Source organism: Micromonospora sp. KLBMP9576, from assembly GCF_050941805.1.
Taxonomy (GTDB): Bacteria; Actinomycetota; Actinomycetes; order Mycobacteriales; family Micromonosporaceae; genus Micromonospora.
Genome location: NZ_CP194567.1, coordinates 3,614,771 through 3,633,002 on the forward strand (window position 1 = coordinate 3,614,771; position 18,232 = coordinate 3,633,002).

The following is an 18,232-nucleotide window of genomic DNA, read 5'->3' on the forward strand; positions in this document are numbered from 1 at the left end:
CTCCCGGGACGGGGGCCGAGCCGCCCGGTCAGGGCGCTCGGCGGGCGGGCCGGGGCGCCGGGACAACCGCCCCGGCCGGCCGGAACGACCGTCAACGCGGGCCCGGGGACGCGGGGACGGACGTGGCGGGGCCGGGCGTCGACGAGCCGGGCGTCAAGGGGTCGCCGGGGTCGGCGGCCGGCAGCCGACCGAGACAGCGCGGGTCCGTCCGCCCCACCGGCTGCCGGGGGATCAACCAGTCCAGCGCCGTCTCCTCCACCTGCCAGCCGTACACGTCCACCCGGCTGACCGGGACGCGTCCCGGGTCCGGGCACAGCAACTGCCCGCGTACCCGGTCGTTGGGCAGGAAACGCACCTCGCCCCGCCCGTCGAGCACGATGGTCATCCGGTCGGTCACGGCGACCGCCTGGCCGCGTACCACCTCCCGGACCGGGCCGGCCTCCGGGCCTACCTCGACGGCGACCGCCGGCAGCAGCGGCACCCGCAGGAAGACCACCCCCATCACCAGCGGCACCACGCCGGCCACCACGTAGGCGAGGGTGCGGGTCAGCGCCGGGGCGACGGGGCCCGGCACCGGGCCGGTGAGCACCACCGCCCCCAGCGGCGGCACCACCAGCAGCAGGGCCGTGGCCAGCTCGCCGCCGCGGACCGCGGCCGGCACGGCGGGGCCCAGCCAGGCGTAGCTCGCGGCCGCCGCCACGACCGGCAGCACCAACCCGGTGCCGAGCAGGAGCCGGGGGCGGTCCGGGTGACGCAGCCGGGTCCGCAGCGCCAGCACCCAGAGGGAGAGCATCACCAGCAGCGGCAGGAACCGCAACTGCCAGGTGAGCGCCGCCAGCGCGACCGCCGACACCAGAACCCAGCCGGGCGTACGCACGGTGCCGTAGGCGAGCAGCGAGCGCTCCGGGTCGAACCGGTCAGGCGCGCTGACCTGGAGCAGCCGGCCGAGGACCGCCAGCACCAGCACGACGAGCGGAAACGCCCAGACCAGCGCGATCAGCAGGGCGCTGAGCAGTCCGAGCGGGCTGACGTACTGCACCAGCAGCAGCATCGTCGGCATGTCCTGCCGACTGAGCCGCCAGAGCCGCAGCACCAGCAGCAGCACCGGGAACGCGGGCAGCAGCGTCAGCAGCCACTGCTGCGCCTGTTGCGCCTGCCTCGTGCCCGGGCGGCGGTCTGGGCGCCCGGTCGCGGCCGGCTCGGAGACGGCAGGGCCCACCTCTCCCACGGCCACTGCCGCACCTCCACCTTCTCCTCGGGCTCCGGCTGCCGGCCGACCGCCACCTGCTGCGGGTTGCTGTACTGCTGCTCCGAGGCCAGGTAGCGGTCGAAAGCCGCCTTCCACAGATCGCCGTCGGGGCCCTTCGCGGACTGGTAGAGGGAGAGGTTCACCAGGTCCCGCATCGCCGGAACGGGGCCGGTGTTCACGCCCCACTTCTCCGCCGACTCCGCGCCGATGTCCCAGTGCCGCAACTCCTTGCGCCGCAGCAGCTTCGTCGCCGGCGGCAGTTCCCCCGACGGGCGCGGGCCCACGAAGCCGGCCAGGATCGCCGCGTCGGTGGTCACCGCGTCCACCTCGCCGTCGTAGAGCGCCTGGACGCACTGGCTGATCCGATTGCGGCCGATCGGGCTCGCGCCCGCCTCCCGCAGGCGCTCTTCCGAGGTGGACGTACCCAGCGTGCAGACCTTCGCCTTGTCGAGGTCGCGCAGGCTGGCGACCTGCCGGGGGTCGGACGCCAGCGTCAGCACCGACTGCTCGGTCTCCAGATACGGGAAGGAGAAGACCACGCCCTGCTCCCGGCGTTGCTCCGTGATGCTGTAGGAGGCGATCACCAGGTCGACGGTGACGAAGCTGCCGTCGGCGTCGCGTGCCTGCCGGCGGGCCCGGTCCTCGCTCTCGATCGACAGCAGCGTCACCTCCGGGGCGTCGAAGCCCAGGTCCTCGGCGATCATGTACGCGATGTCGATGTCGAAGCCCTCGAACGCACCGTTCTCCAGCTTCTGCGCCACGCCCGGCTGGTCGTCCTTGACCCCGATGATCAGCCTGTCCCGGTTGGTCAGTCCGGCCCGCTCGCGCAGCTCGTCCCAGGTCGGCGGGCCGCTGGCCACTACCACCCGGACCGTGGCCGTCACGACCACCACCAGCAGGAGCAGCAGGGCCGCCAGGCGCACCTGCCGGGACCGCCAGGCGCGGCCGGGCGCCGGCAACGGCACCGACGGGCTCGCGCCGCTCTCCTCGTCCTGACCCAACTCGACCCTCCCGGTCGCCGTCCCCCCGTGCGAGCCCCTCATTGTGGTCTATCCCGCGACGCGGCGACAGCAGGTGAACGGGCGGCCGTCCGGGTCAACTAGCCGGCCCGGTGGCGACGGGACCGGCCCGGACGGTGCCCGCTGACGCGATCGCCAGGGGCGGAGCCGTTCCACCATCGCTTCAGCAAGCGGGATCCACCACGGGCCCTCGCAGGTGCGGGCGCTAGGGTGTGCCTCGTGACGACGTTCCGCATCGGGGAGGCCGCCGAGCTGCTCGGGGTCAGCGCCGACACCGTACGCCGGTGGGTCGACGCCGGGCGGCTCGCCGCCGGGCGCGACGGGCACGGCCATCGGGTCATCGACGGGGTCGACCTGGCCGCCTTCGCGCGGGGTAAGGGCACCGACCCGGAGGACCGCTCGGACGTCTCCTCGGCCCGCAACCGGCTGCGTGGCATCGTGGTCAACGTCGTGCGGGACACCGTGATGGCGCAGGTCGACATCCAGGCGGGCCCGTTCCGGGTCGTGTCGCTGATGAGCCGTGAGGCGGCCGACGAGCTGGACCTGCGCGTGGGTTCACTGGCCGTCGCGGTGATCAAGTCGACAACGGTGGTGGTGGAACGCGCCGACCCGGCGGCGGGCTCGCGGGGCAGGCAGGGCTCGTGAGGGCACGGCTGCGGGCGGCGGCGACGCTGGTGGTGGCGACGGTGGCCCTGACCGGGTGCGGCGGGGCGGGAGACAGCTCCGGCGGTGGCTCGGCGGGCGGGGCGGTGACCGTGTTCGCCGCAGCCTCCCTCACCGAGTCGTTCACCCGGCTCGGCCGGGACTTCGAGGCCGCCCACCCGGGCACCAGCGTGGTCCTCAACTTCGCCGGCAGCGCGGCGCTGGCCGCCCAGATCAACCAGGGCGCGCCGGCCGACGTGTTCGCCTCGGCGGCGACCGCCAACATGGCCACCGTCACCGAGGCCGGCCACGCCGACGGCGATCCGGCGGTCCTCGTCCGCAACCAGCTCGTCGTCGCCGTGCCGAAGGGCAACCCGCACGCCGTCGCCGGGCTGGCGGACCTGAGCCGGCCGGGGGTCAAGGTCGCGCTCTGCGCGGAGCAGGTGCCCTGCGGCGCGGCGGCGCGCACCGCACTCGACGCCGCCGCCGTCACCCTCGCCCCGGTCACCCTGGAACGCGACGTGCGGGGCGCGCTGTCCAAGCTGCGCCTCGGCGAGGTCGACGCGGCCCTCGTCTACCGCACGGACGCGCTGGCCGCCGCGGCCGAGGTGACGGCCGTGGAGTTTGCCGAGTCCGCCCGCGCCGTCAACGACTACCCGATCGTCGCGCTGCGCGACGCGCCGAACCCCGACGGCGCGCGGGCCTTCGTCGCGTACGTCCGCTCGGATCGGGGGCGGGCGGTGCTCACCGGGGCCGGGTTCCAGGCCCCGTGACGCGTACCCACGGAGGGCGGGGCGCCCGGGTGCCGCTCGCGTTGCTGCTGCCGGCCGTGCTGGGGCTGGTCTTCCTCGTGCTGCCGCTGGTCGGGCTGCTGGCCCGTACGCCGTGGGCCGACCTGCCGCAGCGGCTCACCGCGCCGGGCGTGCTCACCGCGCTGCGGCTGTCCCTGCTGAGCGCCACCCTGGCCACGCTGCTCTGCCTGCTGCTCGGGGTGCCGCTGGCCTGGCTGCTGGCCCGCGTCGAGTTCCCCGGCCGACGCCTGGTACGCGCCCTCGTCACCGTGCCGCTGGTGCTGCCGCCCGTGGTCGGCGGGGTGGCGCTGCTGCTGGTCTTCGGCCGGCGCGGCCTGCTCGGCGGCTGGCTCGACGCGACCTTCGGGATCACCCTGCCGTTCACCACCGCCGGCGTGGTGCTCGCGGAGGCGTTCGTGGCGATGCCGTTCCTCGTGATCGCCGTCGAGGGGGCGCTGCGCGGCGCCGACGGCCGGTACGAGGAGGCGGCGGCGACTCTCGGCGCCGGTCGGTGGACGACGTTCACCCACGTCACCCTGCCCCTGGTGGCTCCCGGCCTGGCGGCCGGGGCGGTGCTGTGCTGGGCCCGGGCGCTCGGCGAGTTCGGCGCCACCATCACCTTCGCCGGCAACTATCCGGGGCGGACGCAGACCATGCCGTTGGCCGTCTACCTGGCGCTGGAGACGGACGTGCAGGCCGCCGTGGTGCTCAGCCTCGTCCTGCTCACCGTCTCGGTGGCCATCCTCGCCGGGCTGCGCGACCGCTGGATCACCGGCCCGTGAGCGCGTCCCTGCTCGACGCGCACCTGGTGGTGGACCGGGGCGGGTTCCGCCTCGACGTCGCGCTGCGGGTCGCCGCCGGCGAGGTGGTCGCGCTGCTCGGCCCCAACGGGGCGGGCAAGACCACCGCGCTGCGCGCGCTCGCCGGCCTGCTCCCGCTGACCGCCGGGCACCTCACCCTCGACGGCGTCGACCTGGACCGGCCGGCGCGACGCGCCTGGACGCCGACCGAGCGCCGGCCGGTCGGCGTGGTCTTCCAGGACTACCTGCTCTTCCCGCACCTCAGCGCGTGGGAGAACGTGGCGTTCGGGCCCCGGCGGCACGGCGCCGACCGGCGTACGGCCCGGCGGATCGCCCACGACTGGCTGGGCCGGGTCGGTCTCGCCGAGCATGCCGAGCGCCGGCCCCGGCAGCTCTCCGGCGGGCAGGCGCAGCGGGTCGCGCTGGCCCGCGCGCTCGCCGTCGAACCGGCGCTGCTGCTACTCGACGAGCCGCTGGCCGCGCTCGACGCGCGTACCCGGCTGGACACCCGGGCGGAGCTGCACCGGCACCTGGCCGCGCACCCGGGGGCCGCCCTGCTGGTCACCCACGACCCGCTGGACGCGCTGGTGCTGGCCGACCGGCTCGTGGTCGTCGAGGAGGGCCGGGTGGTGCAGGAGGGCGACGCCGCGACCGTCACGGCCCGGCCACGCACGGACTACGTGGCCCGGCTCGTCGGGTTGAACCTGCACCGGGGCCGCGCCGACGGGCACGGGGTGCGGGTCGCCGACGGGCTGACCCTCACCGTCGCCGGCGGGCTCGACGGGGAGGTCTTCGTCGCCTTCCGGCCCTCGGCGGTGGCCCTGCGCCCGTCGCGGCCCGAGGGCGGCCCACCCAACACCTGGGCGGCGACGGTGGCCGGGGTCCAGCGGCACGGCGACAACCTGCGGGTGCGCCTCGACGGGCCGATCGGGATCGACGCGGACGTCACGCCCGTCGCGGCCGCCGGACTGCGCCTGGCACCCGGCCGGCAGGTGTGGGCCTCGGTGCCGGCGGCGCAGACCCACGCGTACCCCGTCGGCTGACGCCTGCCGTCCCTGCGGCCGGCAGCGGCGCCCGACGCACAGTGCTCCGGCCGCGAACGCCGCGCGGCTCGGACACGGGGCGCGCCCGCGAGGCGGCGCGGACGCCGGGCGGGCGCGGACGCCGGGCGGGGTCAGGCGGCGGGGCCGGCGGCCAGCAGGTCGGCGTGGGCGGCGCGGAGCCGGGCCAGGCGGGGGTCGCCGCCGGGGGTGGCCCGGCGGTCGAGTTCGGCCCAGACCTCGGCGAGGGCGGCGGTGACCGCGCGCAGCTCGGCGGCGTGCCGGCGGCTGCTGCGCCGGTGCGCCTCGTCGAGGCGCCGGGCCCAGCCGGCGGTGACGGCGGCGAGGCGATCGGTGTCGGCACGCGCCTGGGCGGCGCTGCGGGCGGCGGCCGCCGGGACGATCGCGGCCACCGGGCGGGGATCGCCGTCGCGGGTGACGACGGTGACGGTGTCGGTCAACTCGGCCAGCGCGACGAGCTGGGTGAGCCGGGTGCGCGCCTCGCGCAGCGGCACCGAACGCGGCTGGTCGGTGTGCGGGGTGAGAGCGGGGACAGCCATGGATGGATGGTCGCCGTCGGGTACGACATTTCCGCACGCCGACGGTCCAGGTTGGACGTGCGGACCGGAAAACTGGCGCGAGCCGGGGCCCTCGCGGCGGATACGCTGCCCGCCCGACGCCGCACCGCGAACCGGCGCGGCGGACCCACCACGAAGGAGCTGCCGTGTCCCGCCTCGACGTCCGGACGGTCGACCTGCGCGCGATCAACTCGCTGACCAAGTATCCGTCGATCCCCACCTACCACGCCCTGGACCCCCGCGACGGCGGGCTGCTGGCGGAGTGCGTGGCGTTCACCGGGCCGGTCACCCTCACCGAGAAGATCGACGGTACGAACGCCCGGATCGTCGTGCTGCCCGGCGGCGCGTACCTGATCGGCAGCCGCGAGGAGCTGCTGTACGCGCGCGGCGACCTGATCGGCAACCCCGCGCTCGGCATCGCCGACGCCCTGCGCGACGTGGCCGAACGGCTGACCGTCGCGGCGGCGGACGACCGGATCACGGTGTTCCACCTGGAGGTGTACGGCGGCAAGGTCACCGGCGGATCGCGCAACTACACCGCCGAGCGCCGGGTCGGGCACCGGCTCTTCGACGTGGCCGTGCTGGCCGACCCCGCGCCGATGCTCGACTGGCCGGCCCCGCGGATCTCGGCCTGGCGCGACGGCGGCGGCCAGCGCTTCCTCGGCGAGGCGGACCTCGTCGGGCGGGCCGACGCGTTGGGTCTGCCGACCGTGCCCCGGCTCGCCACGGTCGACGCCGCGGACCTGCCCCGCGACCTCGACGGGACGCACGCGTTCCTGGCCGGCCGCCTGCCCCGGACGCTGGCGGCGCTGGACGGACCGGCCGGCCGCGGCGAGGGGCTGGTGCTGCGCGCGGCGGACCGCTCGGTCATCGCCAAGGCGCGGTTCCAGGACTACGAGCGCACCCTGAAGCGCCGCGCGGGCCGGCGCTGACCCGGTCGGCGGGCGTGCCCCGGGGCGCGCCCGCCGGCGGGCCGGGGCCGGGGCACGGCAGGACGCATCGGCCGACGCCACTGGACAACTACAGTTAACAATCCTAATAATTGTGCATCCGTCGATCCGACTGCCCTCGTACCGGGAGGTCCGGATGCGTCGCCCCGCCCGAAACCTGCTGCTGGCCGCCGTGGCGGCCCTCGCCACCGTCACCGCCACCACGCTGACCCTCGCCGCGCCGGCCCGCGCCGCCGGCCCGACCGCGACCTTCGCCAAGACCGCCGACTGGGGCGCCGGATGGGAGGGGCGCTACACCGTCACCAACGGCGGCCCGGGCACCATCACCGGGTGGCAGGTCGCCTTCACCCTGCCGGCGGGCACGACGCTCGGCTCCTACTGGGACGCCACGGTGAGCAGCTCCGGCCAGCGGCACACCTTCACCAACCGCTCCTGGAACGGCACCGTGGCCCCCGGCGCCTCGGTGTCGTTCGGCTTCCTGGCCACCGGCTCCGGCTCCCCCACCGACTGCACGCTCAACGGCACGCCCTGCTCGGGCGGCACGCCCACCACCCCGCCCACCACGGCACCGCCCACGACCGCCCCGCCCACCACGGCACCGCCGACCACCCCGCCACCCAGCACACCGCCGCCGCCCACCACTCCCCCGCCCGGCGGGCTGCCCCGGCACGCGCTGATCGGCTACCTGCACGCCAGCTTCGCCAACGGCTCCGGCTACCTGCGGATGGCCGACATGCCCGCCGACTGGGACATCGTCAACCTCGCCTTCGGCGAACCCACCACGGCCACCTCCGGCGACATCCGCTTCCAGCTCTGCCCGCCGGCCGAGTGCCCCGACGTCGAGACCGAGGCCGAGTTCGTCGCGGCGATCCGCGCCAAACAGGCGCAGGGCAAGAAGGTGCTGCTCTCCATCGGCGGGCAGAACGGCCAGGTGCAGCTCACCACGGCCGCCGCCCGGGACACCTTCGTCCGGTCGGTGTCGGCCATCATCGACAGGTACGGCCTGAACGGGCTCGACATCGACTTCGAGGGGCACTCGCTCTATCTGGACGCGGGCGACACCGACTTCCGCAACCCGACCACGCCGGTGATCGTCAACCTGATCTCCGCGATCCGCACCCTCAAGCAGCGGTACGGGGCGGGCTTCGTGCTCACCATGGCGCCGGAGACGTTCTTCGTCCAGCTCGGCTACCAGTTCTACGGGTCGGGCCCGTGGGGCGGGCAGGACCCGCGCGCCGGGTCGTACCTGCCGGTGATCCACGCGCTGCGCGACGACCTCACCGTGCTGCACGTGCAGGACTACAACTCGGGGCCGATCATGGGGCTCGACAACCAGTACCACACGACGGGTGGCGCGGACTTCCACATCGCGATGACCGACATGCTGCTCGCGGGCTTCCCCGTGGCCGGCAACCCCGACCGCGTCTTCCCGCCGCTGCGCGAGGACCAGGTGGCCTTCGGCGCGCCCTCCTCCCCCAGCGCCGGCAACGGATACCTCGCCCCGGCCGGGGTGCAGGCGGCGGTGACCTGCCTGGTGAAGGGGCAGGGCTGCGGCCCGTACACCCCGCGCAGCGGCACCAACCCCGCCTTCCGGGGCCTGATGACCTGGTCGATCAACTGGGACCGGTTCTACGCGTGGGAGTTCCGCCTGAGCCACGGCCCGTTCCTGCGGGCGCTGCCCTGAGCAGGTGCCGCCGTCCGGGCCGCCCGGCCCGGACGGCGGCCCGGCCCCGACCTGAAAACGGCACCATTCCGACGACGGACGGGACGCGGCACGCCCGTCGGCGCCGCCGGAACCCGGTTGCGCCGCCGGCCGGTCCGGCCACCATCGCGTGGCGGACACGGGACCGGACCGCCCGGAGCGACGCCCGGCCGCGCGGCCGGGCGCGGCGGCGTCCGGGGCGGGAGGCGAGCGTGCGCGACATCCGTGAGCTGGCGGCCGGGATCGACGCGCGGGCGGTGGTGCTCGTCGAGGGGGCGAGCGACCGGGCCGCCCTGGAGACCCTCGCCGCGCGCCGCGGCCGGGACCTCGACGCCGACGGCGTACGGGTCGTGGCCATGGGCGGCGCGACGAACATCGGCCACTTCCTCGACCAGCTCGGCCCGGCGGGACGCGGGCTGCGGCTGGCGGGCCTCTACGACGAGGCCGAGGAGGGCTTCTTCCGGCGCGGGCTGGAACGCTGCGGCCTCGGCGCCGACCTGTCCCGCGCCGGTCTGGCGACCCTCGGGTTCCACGTCTGCGTGGCCGACCTCGAGGACGAGCTGATCCGCGCGGTCGGCGTCGTCGGGGTGCGGGCGGTGCTCGCCGCGGAGGGCGAGCTGCGCTCGTTCGACCGCTTCCAACGGCAGCCGGCCCAGCGGGGGCGCGCCGTCGAGGCACAGCTGCGCCGCTTCCTCGGCACCCGGTCCGGCCGCAAGAGCGCGTACGCGCGGCTGCTCGTGGCGGCGCTGGAGTCGGACCGGGTGCCCCGCTCACTCGACGCGGTGCTCGCCGGCGTCTGAGCGCACGCCGCGCCACTCGGGCGCCAGCACCGACCACACCTCGAGGTCGATCCGCCCGGCCGGCCCCGGGTAGATCTCGCGCAGCGTCCCGTCGAGGCGCATGCCCAGCCGCCGGGCGGTCGCGATGCTGCGGGCGTTGCGCGCGTTGGTGCGCCACTCGACGCGGTGGATGCCGCGCTCCCGCACCGCCCAGTCGACGATCCGGCCGACCGCCCGGGTGACCAGCCCGTGGCCCTCCCCGGCCGGCTCCAGCCAGCAGCCCGCCTCGCAGACGCCCCGGGCGACGTCGAACGAGACGAACATGACCCCGCCGACCAGGTCGCCCCGCCGCCAGATGCCCCAGATGCCGCCGGCGTCGCACGCCCACCGGTCCGCGTAGCCCTGGAGCACGGCCCGGGCGGAGTCGAGGTCGCCGACGACGAACGAGGGCGAGACCCAGGGCGCGATGTGCGTACGGGCCCGGTCGAGGTGGGCGAGGAACTCCTCGGCCCGCCACGGCTCCAGGGGACGCAGCTCGGCGTCCTCGGTCAGGGACAGGGCGAACACGTGACCTCCCGATGCAGACGGTCGAGCGGGCAATGTACCGGTATACACGCGAGGTATACGCGGTGTGTATAGTCCCCGGCATGTCGATCGGACAGACCTTCCTCGGCCTCCTGGAGGCCAACCCCCGCCACGGCTACGACATCAAACGCCTCTACGACGAACGCTTCGGTCACGCCCGCCCGCTCGCGTACGGGCAGGTCTACGCCACCCTGTCCCGGCTGCTGCGCGGCGGCCTGGTCGAGGTGGAGTCGGTGGAGCCCGGCGAGGGTCCCGAGCGCAAGCGGTACGCGATCACCGAGGCCGGCGTCACCGACGTCACACAGTGGCTCGCCCGGGCCGAGAAGCCCGAGCCGTATCTGCAGAGCACCCTCTACACCAAGGTCGTGCTGGCCCTGCTGACCGGCCGCCCCGCCGCCGACGTGCTCGACGTGCAACGCGCCGAGCACCTGCGGATGATGCGTGAGCTGACCCGCCGCAAGCGCGACGGCGACCTGGCCGAGCAGCTGGTCTGCGACCACGCGCTGTTCCACCTGGAGGCCGACCTGCGCTGGCTGGAACTGACCGCCGCCCGCCTCGACGAACTCGCCACGGCGGTCCGGTCGTGAGCGCGCCGCTGCTGCTCGCCGAGGACCTGCACCTCGCGTTCGGTCCGACCCGGGCGCTGGCCGGCGCCAACCTGCGCGTGCACCCGGGCGAGGTGCTGGCCGTCATGGGTTCCTCCGGCTCCGGCAAGTCCACCCTGCTGCACTGCCTCGCCGGCATCACCCGACCCGACTCGGGCGTGGTGCGCTACGCCGGCCGCGACCTCGCCGCCCTGAGCGACGCCGAACGCAGCGCGCTGCGCCGGAACGAGTTCGGCTTCGTCTTCCAGTTCGGCCAGCTCGTACCGGAGCTGACCTGTGTGGAGAACGTCGCGTTGCCGCTGCGGCTGGGCCGCGTCGCCCGCCGCGAGGCGGAGCGCCGGGCGGCCGAGTGGCTGGACCGCCTCGAGGTCGCCGAGGTGGCCGGGAAGCGGCCCGGCGAGATCTCCGGCGGGCAGGGGCAGCGGGTGGCGGTCGCCCGGGCGCTGGTCACCCGACCACGGGTGGTCTTCGCCGACGAGCCGACCGGGGCGCTCGACTCGCTCAACGGCGAGCGGGTGATGCGGCTGCTCACCGCCGCCGCCCGGGACAGCGGGGCGGCCGTGGTGCTGGTGACCCACGAGGCGCGGGTGGCCGCGTACTCCGATCGGGAGGTGGTGGTGCGCGACGGGCGTACCCGCGATCTGGAGGTCACGGCGTGACGCGGCTGCGCGACCGCGCGGCCGACCTGGTCATGGGCGCCCGGATGGCGTTCACCGGCGGCCGGGACGGCTGGCTGCGGGCGGTGCTCACCGCCGTCGGCGTCGGCGTGGGGGTGGCGATGCTGCTGCTCGCCGCCGCGGTGCCCGGCGCGCTGGACGCCCGGCAGGCGCGCGGCGACGCCCGCGACGACCTGCGGATGGGCGAGCGGATCCCGGCCGCCGCGAACACCCTGCTGATCGGCCAGACCGACACCGAGTTCCGGGGGCAGCCGGTGCGCGGCCGGCTCCTGCGGCCCGAGGGACCGGCCGCGCCGATCCCGCCGGGGGTCGCGGCGCTGCCCCGCGCCGGCGAGGTGCTGGTCTCCCCCGCCCTGCGCGACCTGCTCGACTCCACCGACGGCGCGCTGTTCGCCCCCCGGCTGGGCGGGGCCACGGTCACCGGCGTCATCGCCGACGAGGGGCTGGCGGGTCCGCGCGAGCTGGCCTACTACCTGGGTAGCGGCACCCTCACGGTCGACGACGCGACCCGGCTGGACACCTTCGGCGGCGGACTGCCCGGCGAGGCCTTCGACCCGGTGCTGATGGTGCTGGTGGTCGTCATCTTCGTGGTCCTGTTGCTGCCCATCGCGGTCTTCCTCGCCGCCGCCGTGCGCTTCGGCGGCGAGCGGCGCGACCGTCGACTGGCCGCGCTGCGGCTCGTCGGCGCCGACGCCGCGATGGTCCGCCGCATCGCCGCCGGGGAGGCCGCCGCCGGCGCGCTGCTCGGCGTCGCGACCGGCGGCCTGCTCTTCGCGCTCGGCCGGCAGGTGGTCCCGCTGGTCACCCTCATGGACCTGAGCGTGTACGCCGCCGACGTGCGCCCGCCGCTGCCGCTGGTCGCCGCCGTCGTGGTGGCGGTGCCGGTGCTCGCCGTCGTCGTGACGCTGGTGTCGATGCGCGCCGTGCTGATCGAGCCGCTCGGGGTGACCCGGCGCGCCACGCCGGTGCGCCGCCGGCTGGTGTGGCGACTGCTGCTGCCGGCCGCCGGGATCGGGCTGCTGCTGGCCGGCGCCGCCGGAATCGCGCCGCTGGGCAGCGAGCAACAGACGGCGGCCGGCGCCGTGCTGCTGCTGGTCGGGGTGGTAACCCTGCTGCCCTGGCTGACCGACCTGCTGGTACGCCGGCTGCGCGGCGGGCCGGTGGCGTGGCAGCTCGCGGTGCGCCGCCTCCAGCTCGACAGCGCCGCCTCGGCCCGGCTGGTCAACGGCATCGCGGTCGCCGTGGCGGGCACCATCGGGTTGCAGATGCTCTTCGCCGGGATCTCCGGCAGGTTCACCTTCGACACCGGGCAGGACACCTCCCGCGCCCAGGTGCAGGTGCAGCTTCCCGGGCTCCCGGGCGCGCCCGCCGCCCTGGACCGGCTGGTCGGCGCGCCCGGGGTCACCGGCAGCACCACCACCCGCACCACCGTGGTCGCGGCCGGCGAGGCGTCCACCACGCTGCGCATCGGCGACTGTGCGGCGCTGGCCGAGTTCGCCGAGCTCGACCGGTGCGCCGACGGCGACGCGTTCCTGGCCCCGGATCCCGAGGAGCAGCGGCCCGGCATCCGGCCCGACACCACGGTCGCGGTCGGGGACGGCGGCGGGTCGACCTGGCGCGTTCCCCGGACCACCCGCCAGGTCCCCGTCCGCACCGACCCGGCCGGCTTCCGCCAGCCCGGCCTGCTGGTCACCCCCGGCGCGATCGACGCGGTCCGGCTGTCCCCGCTGGACGCGGAGGTGTACCTGCGGCTCGCGCCCGACCGGCCCGACGCGGTGGAGCACGTCCGCAACGCCGCCGCCGACGTCGACCCGTACGCCTTGGTGCTCACCCTGACCGAGACCCGGCAGGCCACCCGGTTCGTCAACATCCAGCGTGGCCTCTACATCGGTGCGGTGGTCACCCTGCTGTTGATCGGGGCCAGCATGCTCGTCGGCGTCCTGGAGCAGCTCCGGGAGCGCCGCCGGCTGCTGGCGATGCTGGTCGCGGTGGGCACCCGCCGCTGGACGCTGAGCTGGTCGGTGCTGTGGCAGAGCGCCGTGCCGGTGGTGATCGGGCTCGCCCTGGCGGTCGTCTTCGGGCTCGGCCTGGGCGCGGTGCTGCTGCGGATGGTGCAGACGCCGGTCACGGTCGCCTGGCCGGTGCTGGCCGTCTCCACCGGCCTCGGCGCGGCGGTGGTGCTGCTGGTCACCGGGCTCAGCCTGCCGGTGCTGTGGCGGTTGACCAGGCCCGACGGCATCCGTACCGAGTGAGCCGGCGACCCGGCCGGCGCACCCGCCGGCCGGGTCGCGCCGCCGCCCGGGCCGCGCCGTAAACTGGTGGGCCTGTAGCGCACGCCGAAAGGGGCGTCGCGAACGCGCGTCAAGCAGCGGCGCCGGTCCCGGATCCGAGCATGGACTCCGGTACAGCGGTCCGTGCCCACGGACCGCCCCGGGCCGCGTACGCGGCGGGGGCGGGCAGTTCGATGTCCATCGGCCTGCCGATCCAGGAGGCCGTCGTGGGGGCGTTGAACGTCTACGGCACCGAGCCCGGGGCGTTCGACGAGGTCACGGCGGCGGCCCAGACCTTCGCCGGATACGCCGCGATCGCCCTGGCCAACGCCCACCTCTACGAGAGCACGGCGACCCTCGCCCAGCAGATGCAGGTGGCGATGGAGAGTCGCGCCGTCATCGAGCAGGCCAAGGGCATCATCATGGGCCGACGCCGGTGCACGGCGGAGGAGGCGTTCAGCATCCTGGCGAAGATCTCGCAGAACTCCAACCGGAAGGTACGCGAGGTGGCGGACGCGTTGGTCCGTGGCGCCGCCGGGGAGCGGGAGCAGTAGGCGCCTACGGCTGGTGGCCCGTGGCCCGCCCGACGAGCGCGCTGGCCACGTCCCGGACCTTGCGGTCGCTGTCCTGGGCCATCCTGGACAGCAACGCGAACGCCTCCTCGGGCGTGCACCGCCGCTCGCCCATCACGATCCCCTTGGCCTGCTCGATGACGGCGCGGCTCTCCATCGCGGTGCGCATCTGCCGGGCCAGGGTGGTGGTGCTCTCGTAGAGGTGGGCGTGGGCCAGGGCGACGGCCGCGTACGCCGCGAAGGTCTTCGCCAGCTCGATCCCCGCCTGATCGAAGGCGTACGGCCGGGTGCCGTAGACGTTGAGCGTCCCGACCACGGCCTCCTGGATCGGCAGGCCGATGGAGAGCGAGCTGTGCACCCCCCGGTCGCGGGCCTCGGCGGCCCATCCCGGCCACCGGTCCTCGGTGCCCATGTCCGGCAGGCTCAACACGCCCCCGCTCACCGACGCGTCGAGGCACGGGCCCCGGTCGTTCTCGTACTGCCACTCGTCGAGTTCCCGCGCCATCGTGCCGGTGTACGCGACGCTCTGCGGGGCCTCCCCCCGCAGCAGGGTCACGGACACCTCCTCGGAGCCGGGAACGCCCCGCCGGGCCGCCGTCGCGATCCGCGACAGGACCGTCTCCAGGCCGGCGTCCCCGAGCCCGATCCGGCCGAGCTCGGCGAACGCTTCCCGGGAGCCGTGCGGGCTCTGCTCCATCGGGTCGGCCCCCTTCACGGTCGGCGCACCGGCCGCTCACGCCGGGATCGGCTCTGCACGGCCCCAACCTACCGGCCCACCCCGTCGTACGTGCACACAGCGCCGATCCGTCGCCCCGCCCGCCAGGTGTGGAAGACCCGGCGGCGGGGGTAACGTCTGGTCCGGGTCAAGACATGCGCCCAGGGATCGGTGCCCACCGCGAGCGTGGTGGACCGCCGCCCCGCTACCCCGTTGTCCACATTCGGGAGGGCGTCATGTCGACACTCTTGCCAGGCGAGGCGGGGCACCCGGCCGCGGCGGGCCGGCGCCGCGCGGGCCCGCCCATCGTCTCGCTCCGGGTGACCGTGCAGCCCACGACCCGGCTCGTCGAGGTCCGTGGCGAGCTCGACATGAGCAGCGCCCACCTGCTGGTCGAGTTCGTGGAGTCGTTCTGCGCCGGGCATGCGGGCGAGGTCCGGCTCGACCTGTCCGGAGTCACGTTCTTCAGCGCCCACGGCATCAGCGCGCTGCTGCGGGTGCGGCGGGTCGTCACCCGTGCCGGTGGCCGCCTCACGCTGCCCGACCCGGCCCCCTGCGTGCGCCGCCTGCTGGAGCTGAGCGGGACCCCGCGGGAGGCCGCGGGGGAACGCTCAGGCCGGTCGCGGCGGCTCGACGCGGGTGAGCAGCTCGGCGAGGTGCACGGCCCGCACCGTCGACCGGCGCCGCCGCAGCCCCGTACGCAACTGCCGCAGGCACCCGGGGTTGACCACCACCACCAGGTCCACCCCGGCGGCCTCGATCTCGTCGATCTTCGCGTCCAGGATCCGCCGTGACTCCTTGGGCCGCAGCAGGGAGTACGTGCCGGCGGCCCCGCAGCAGGTGGCCGCCGAGGGCAGCTCCACGTACTCAGCGACCTGGCGTAGCAGCGCCCGGGGCTCGGCGAAGACGCCGAGGCCGTTGCGCAGGTGGCAGGAGTCCTGAAGGGCGACCCGGGCCCGCCGCCCACCCGTGCGCAGCTCGGCCCCGACGGGCCGGTCGGCGAGCCAGGTGGACAGCTCGCGGACCCGGTCCCGGCCGAGCACCGAGGCCAGGTGCGCGGCGCAGCCACCGGAGGTGGTGACGATGGTGCCGGGCAGGTCCGCACCGAGGCGCTCGGCCAGCCGCTCGCCGCCGGCCAGGTCGCCGTTGTGCGCGTGCAGCGCACCGCAGCAGCCCTGCGCGGTGGGGACGGCCAGCTCGGGTGCGAGCGCGTGCGCCGCCCGGCTGACCGCCGGGAACAGGCCCCGCTCGACGCAGCCCAGCATGAGCTGCGCGCCCGGCGCGCCGGTCCCGCCGGCGGCGCCCGGCGCACCTGGTGCCGCGCCCGGCGCCGACGCGGTCGACGTCGCCGCGCCGGGGGTCGGCCCCGCCTGGGGCGCGGCGGCGGCCCGGCCGCGGGCGGCCCGACGCACGAGGCCGGACAACCGCAACAGCCACCGTCGCTCGACGAGCAGCATCAGCGCCCGGGCCACCGGCGGCCGCCGCCAGCCCCGCCACTGGTGCACCCGCCACTGCTCCAGCAGGTCGCCGTACTCCACGCCCGCCGGGCAGACCGGCTCGCAGGCGCGGCAACCCAGGCAGAAGGAGGACTGCTCGGCGAGGGTGGGGTCGTCCGGCGGCAGGGTGCCGTCCTGCAACGCCCGCATCAGGGTGATCCGGCCACGCGGCGAGGACGCCTCGTCGCCCGTCATCGCGTAGGTGGGGCAGGCCGGCAGGCAGAACCCGCACGAGATGCAGCGGGACAACTGCTCCGGGTCGAACACGTCGCCCGTCACGATCCCAGCTTTCCGGGGTTGAGGATGCCGGCCGGATCGAAGGCGGCCTTGATCCGGCGCAGCAGGGCGAGTTGGTCGTCGCCGAGTCGGGCGGCGAGGAACGGCAGCTTCGCCGCCCCCACCCCGTGCTCGCCGGTGATCGTGCCGCCGAGCGCGATGGCGGCGGCGAAGATGTCGGCGAAGGCCGCCTCGGCGCGGCGTACCGCCTCGTGGTCCTCGGCGGAGTCGAGCACGCAGGTGGGGTGCAGGTTGCCGTCGCCGGCGTGGCCGAAGGTGGCGATGGCGACGCCGTGCCGGGCGGCGATGGCGTCGATCCGGTCGACCATCTCGGCGATCCGCGGCCGGGGCACGGTCGCGTCCTCCAGGATGGTGACACCGCCGCGGCGCGACAGCGCCGGCAGCGCGCAGCGGCGCGCGGCCAGCAGCGCCTCGGCCTGGGCGACCTCGCGGGCCGTGGTGACCTCCACCGCGCCGGCCTCGACGCAGGCCGCGCCGATGCGGTCCAGGTGGGTGGCGACGAGGTCCGGCGGGCCGTCGTCGCCGAAGAGCAGCAGCGCACCGGCGTCGGAACGCAGTCCCAGGTGGGCGAAGTCCTCCACCGCCTGGATGCAGGCCCGGTCGAGGAACTCCAACGTCGCCGGCACCACCCCGGCCCGGATCACCCGGGCGACGGCCTGCCCCGCGTCGGCCAACGTCGGGAAGTACGCCACGCCGGTGTTCGTCGACTCCGGAGCGGGCAGCAGCGCCACGGTCGCCTCGGTGATCACGGCGAGGGTGCCCTCCGAGCCGGTGAGCAGCCGGGTCAGGTCGTAGCCGGCGACGTCCTTCCACAGCCGACCACCGGTGCGGATCACCTCACCGGTGGGCAGCACCGCCTCCAGGCCGAGCACGTAGTTGCGCGTCACGCCGTACTTCAGGCCACGCAGCCCGCCCGCGCAGGTGGCGATGGTGCCGCCGACGGTGGCGACGGTGCGGCTGCCCGGGTCGGGCACCCAGAGCAGGCCCTGCGCGGCGGCCGCGTCGGCCAGGGCGGCGCTGGTCACGCCCGGTTGCACCCGGGCGAGCAGCTCGTCGGCGCTGATCTCCAGGAGGGCGGCGAGCCGGGTCAGCACGAGCACGATCCCGCCGCGCAGCGGCACGGTCGCGGCGCACAGGTTGGAGCCCGCGCCGCGGGGCACCACGGGCACCTGATGCCGGGTGGCCAGGGCCAGCACCGCGGCGACCTCGGCGGTGTCGGCCGGGAAGACCACCGCGTCGGGCCGGTGCGAGAACAGCGGCGTCGCGTCCCGCGCGTACGCCACCAGGTCGCCGGCCGCGTCGTGCACGTGTGCCGGGCCGACGATGCCGCGCAGCTCGGCGAGGACGGTCGCGGAGAGCGCCATGCCCACCCCTTCCCGGCGCACCGGTCGCGCCCGTAGGTTTCTGCCAGTCGACAAGCGGCGACACGGCGACAGTTTTCATCCCGATCATAGAGAGCCGCGGC

General features: G+C 75.7%; 17 protein-coding genes and 2 pseudogenes. 12 read left to right on the forward strand and 7 right to left on the reverse strand.

All coding sequences use genetic code 11. The features are described from left to right. Positions 1-91: 91 nt before the first annotated feature. A complete protein-coding gene (locus tag ACQ452_RS16205; protein ID WP_433385121.1) occupies positions 92-1,228 on the reverse strand; it encodes a hypothetical protein in 1,137 nt (378 codons plus the stop codon). Then, the gene (locus ACQ452_RS16210; protein WP_433385124.1) at positions 1,126-2,250 is read right to left on the reverse strand and encodes a transporter substrate-binding domain-containing protein; all 1,125 of its coding nucleotides are present in this window, start codon (positions 2,248-2,250) and stop codon (positions 1,126-1,128) included. Before ACQ452_RS16210 ends, ACQ452_RS16205 begins: the two co-directional genes overlap by 103 nt. 237 nt (positions 2,251-2,487) lie before the next feature. Between ACQ452_RS16210 and ACQ452_RS16215 the strand changes: the two genes are divergently transcribed. Genes ACQ452_RS16215 through ACQ452_RS16230 form a run of 4 tightly spaced genes read left to right on the forward strand, consistent with a single transcriptional unit; the run spans position 2,488 to position 5,544 of the window. Then, the gene (locus ACQ452_RS16215; RefSeq protein WP_433385127.1) at positions 2,488-2,913 is read left to right on the forward strand and encodes a TOBE domain-containing protein; all 426 of its coding nucleotides are present in this window, start codon (positions 2,488-2,490) and stop codon (positions 2,911-2,913) included. Next, positions 2,910-3,683 carry a molybdate ABC transporter substrate-binding protein gene (gene modA, locus ACQ452_RS16220; RefSeq protein ID WP_433385129.1) on the forward strand — a complete coding sequence of 258 codons (774 nt, stop codon included), beginning with the start codon at positions 2,910-2,912 and terminating at the stop codon, positions 3,681-3,683. Before ACQ452_RS16215 ends, modA begins: the two co-directional genes overlap by 4 nt. Next, a complete protein-coding gene (locus ACQ452_RS16225; RefSeq protein WP_433385131.1) occupies positions 3,680-4,483 on the forward strand; it encodes an ABC transporter permease in 804 nt (267 codons plus the stop codon). Before modA ends, ACQ452_RS16225 begins: the two co-directional genes overlap by 4 nt. Beyond that, the gene (locus ACQ452_RS16230; protein WP_433385134.1) at positions 4,480-5,544 is read left to right on the forward strand and encodes an ABC transporter ATP-binding protein; all 1,065 of its coding nucleotides are present in this window, start codon (positions 4,480-4,482) and stop codon (positions 5,542-5,544) included. The genes ACQ452_RS16225 and ACQ452_RS16230 overlap by 4 nt, the downstream gene beginning before the upstream one ends. A gap of 131 nt (positions 5,545-5,675) precedes the next feature. On the opposite strand, the gene ACQ452_RS16235 is transcribed toward ACQ452_RS16230, so the two are convergent. Next, positions 5,676-6,101: a type II toxin-antitoxin system Phd/YefM family antitoxin gene (locus tag ACQ452_RS16235; RefSeq protein ID WP_433385137.1), complete on the reverse strand. Its 426-nt coding sequence runs from the start codon at positions 6,099-6,101 to the stop codon at positions 5,676-5,678. Positions 6,102-6,265: 164 nt separating this feature from the next. Here ACQ452_RS16235 and ACQ452_RS16240 point away from each other — a divergent pair, with 164 nt between their 5' ends. From ACQ452_RS16240 to ACQ452_RS16250, 3 genes are all read left to right on the forward strand, one after another. Beyond that, complete coding sequence (locus tag ACQ452_RS16240; protein ID WP_433385140.1) at positions 6,266-7,051, forward strand: RNA ligase family protein; 786 nt, start codon at positions 6,266-6,268, stop codon at positions 7,049-7,051. A 175-nt stretch (positions 7,052-7,226) separates the two neighbouring features. Beyond that, entirely contained in the window at positions 7,227-8,753 is a 1,527-nt protein-coding gene (locus ACQ452_RS16245) for a chitinase (protein WP_433394187.1), read from the forward strand. A gap of 230 nt (positions 8,754-8,983) precedes the next feature. Further along, on the forward strand, positions 8,984-9,571 hold the full coding sequence (locus ACQ452_RS16250; protein WP_433385142.1) for a TOPRIM nucleotidyl transferase/hydrolase domain-containing protein: 588 nt from the start codon (positions 8,984-8,986) through the stop codon (positions 9,569-9,571). On the opposite strand, the gene ACQ452_RS16255 is transcribed toward ACQ452_RS16250, so the two are convergent. Next, complete coding sequence (locus ACQ452_RS16255) at positions 9,542-10,117, reverse strand: GNAT family N-acetyltransferase (protein ID WP_433385145.1); 576 nt, start codon at positions 10,115-10,117, stop codon at positions 9,542-9,544. The two genes, ACQ452_RS16250 and ACQ452_RS16255, sit on opposite strands and share 30 nt — an antisense overlap. A gap of 80 nt (positions 10,118-10,197) precedes the next feature. Between ACQ452_RS16255 and ACQ452_RS16260 the strand changes: the two genes are divergently transcribed. From ACQ452_RS16260 to ACQ452_RS16275, 4 genes and pseudogenes are all read left to right on the forward strand, one after another. Then, positions 10,198-10,722, forward strand: coding sequence for a PadR family transcriptional regulator (locus tag ACQ452_RS16260; RefSeq protein WP_433385148.1), 525 nt, complete (start codon positions 10,198-10,200; stop codon positions 10,720-10,722). Then, positions 10,719-11,399 carry an ABC transporter ATP-binding protein gene (locus tag ACQ452_RS16265; RefSeq protein WP_433385151.1) on the forward strand — a complete coding sequence of 227 codons (681 nt, stop codon included), beginning with the start codon at positions 10,719-10,721 and terminating at the stop codon, positions 11,397-11,399. Before ACQ452_RS16260 ends, ACQ452_RS16265 begins: the two co-directional genes overlap by 4 nt. Further along, positions 11,396-13,669 carry an FtsX-like permease family protein gene (locus tag ACQ452_RS16270; RefSeq protein ID WP_433385154.1) on the forward strand — a complete coding sequence of 758 codons (2,274 nt, stop codon included), beginning with the start codon at positions 11,396-11,398 and terminating at the stop codon, positions 13,667-13,669. Before ACQ452_RS16265 ends, ACQ452_RS16270 begins: the two co-directional genes overlap by 4 nt. A gap of 185 nt (positions 13,670-13,854) precedes the next feature. Further along, a pseudogene (locus ACQ452_RS16275) lies at positions 13,855-14,241 on the forward strand (ANTAR domain-containing protein); the annotation flags it as partial. 4 nt (positions 14,242-14,245) lie between these two features. Here ACQ452_RS16275 and ACQ452_RS16280 read toward each other — a convergent pair. Next, positions 14,246-14,956, reverse strand: a complete 711-nt coding sequence (locus ACQ452_RS16280; RefSeq protein WP_433385157.1) for a GAF and ANTAR domain-containing protein — start codon at positions 14,954-14,956, stop codon at positions 14,246-14,248. A 389-nt stretch (positions 14,957-15,345) separates the two neighbouring features. Here ACQ452_RS16280 and ACQ452_RS16285 point away from each other — a divergent pair. After that, positions 15,346-15,501: pseudogene (locus ACQ452_RS16285) on the forward strand (STAS domain-containing protein); the annotation flags it as partial. A gap of 84 nt (positions 15,502-15,585) precedes the next feature. On the opposite strand, the gene ACQ452_RS16290 reads toward ACQ452_RS16285, so the two are convergent. Beyond that, positions 15,586-16,749, reverse strand: coding sequence for a (Fe-S)-binding protein (locus ACQ452_RS16290; protein WP_433385160.1), 1,164 nt, complete (start codon positions 16,747-16,749; stop codon positions 15,586-15,588). Continuing rightward, positions 16,746-18,131, reverse strand: a complete 1,386-nt coding sequence (locus tag ACQ452_RS16295) for an FAD-binding oxidoreductase (protein WP_433385163.1) — start codon at positions 18,129-18,131, stop codon at positions 16,746-16,748. Before ACQ452_RS16295 ends, ACQ452_RS16290 begins: the two co-directional genes overlap by 4 nt. Positions 18,132-18,232: the final 101 nt, after the last annotated feature.

Excerpts from the sequence above, each read along its gene's own strand:
- ACQ452_RS16235 (WP_433385137.1), bottom strand. The coding sequence starts at position 6,101 with ATGGCTGTCCCCGCTCTCACCCCGCACACCGACCAGCCGCGTTCGGTG.
- ACQ452_RS16280 (WP_433385157.1), bottom strand. The coding sequence starts at position 14,956 with ATGGAGCAGAGCCCGCACGGCTCCCGGGAAGCGTTCGCCGAGCTCGGC.
- ACQ452_RS16260 (WP_433385148.1), top strand. The coding sequence starts at position 10,198 with ATGTCGATCGGACAGACCTTCCTCGGCCTCCTGGAGGCCAACCCCCGC.
- ACQ452_RS16295 (WP_433385163.1), bottom strand. The coding sequence starts at position 18,131 with ATGGCGCTCTCCGCGACCGTCCTCGCCGAGCTGCGCGGCATCGTCGGC.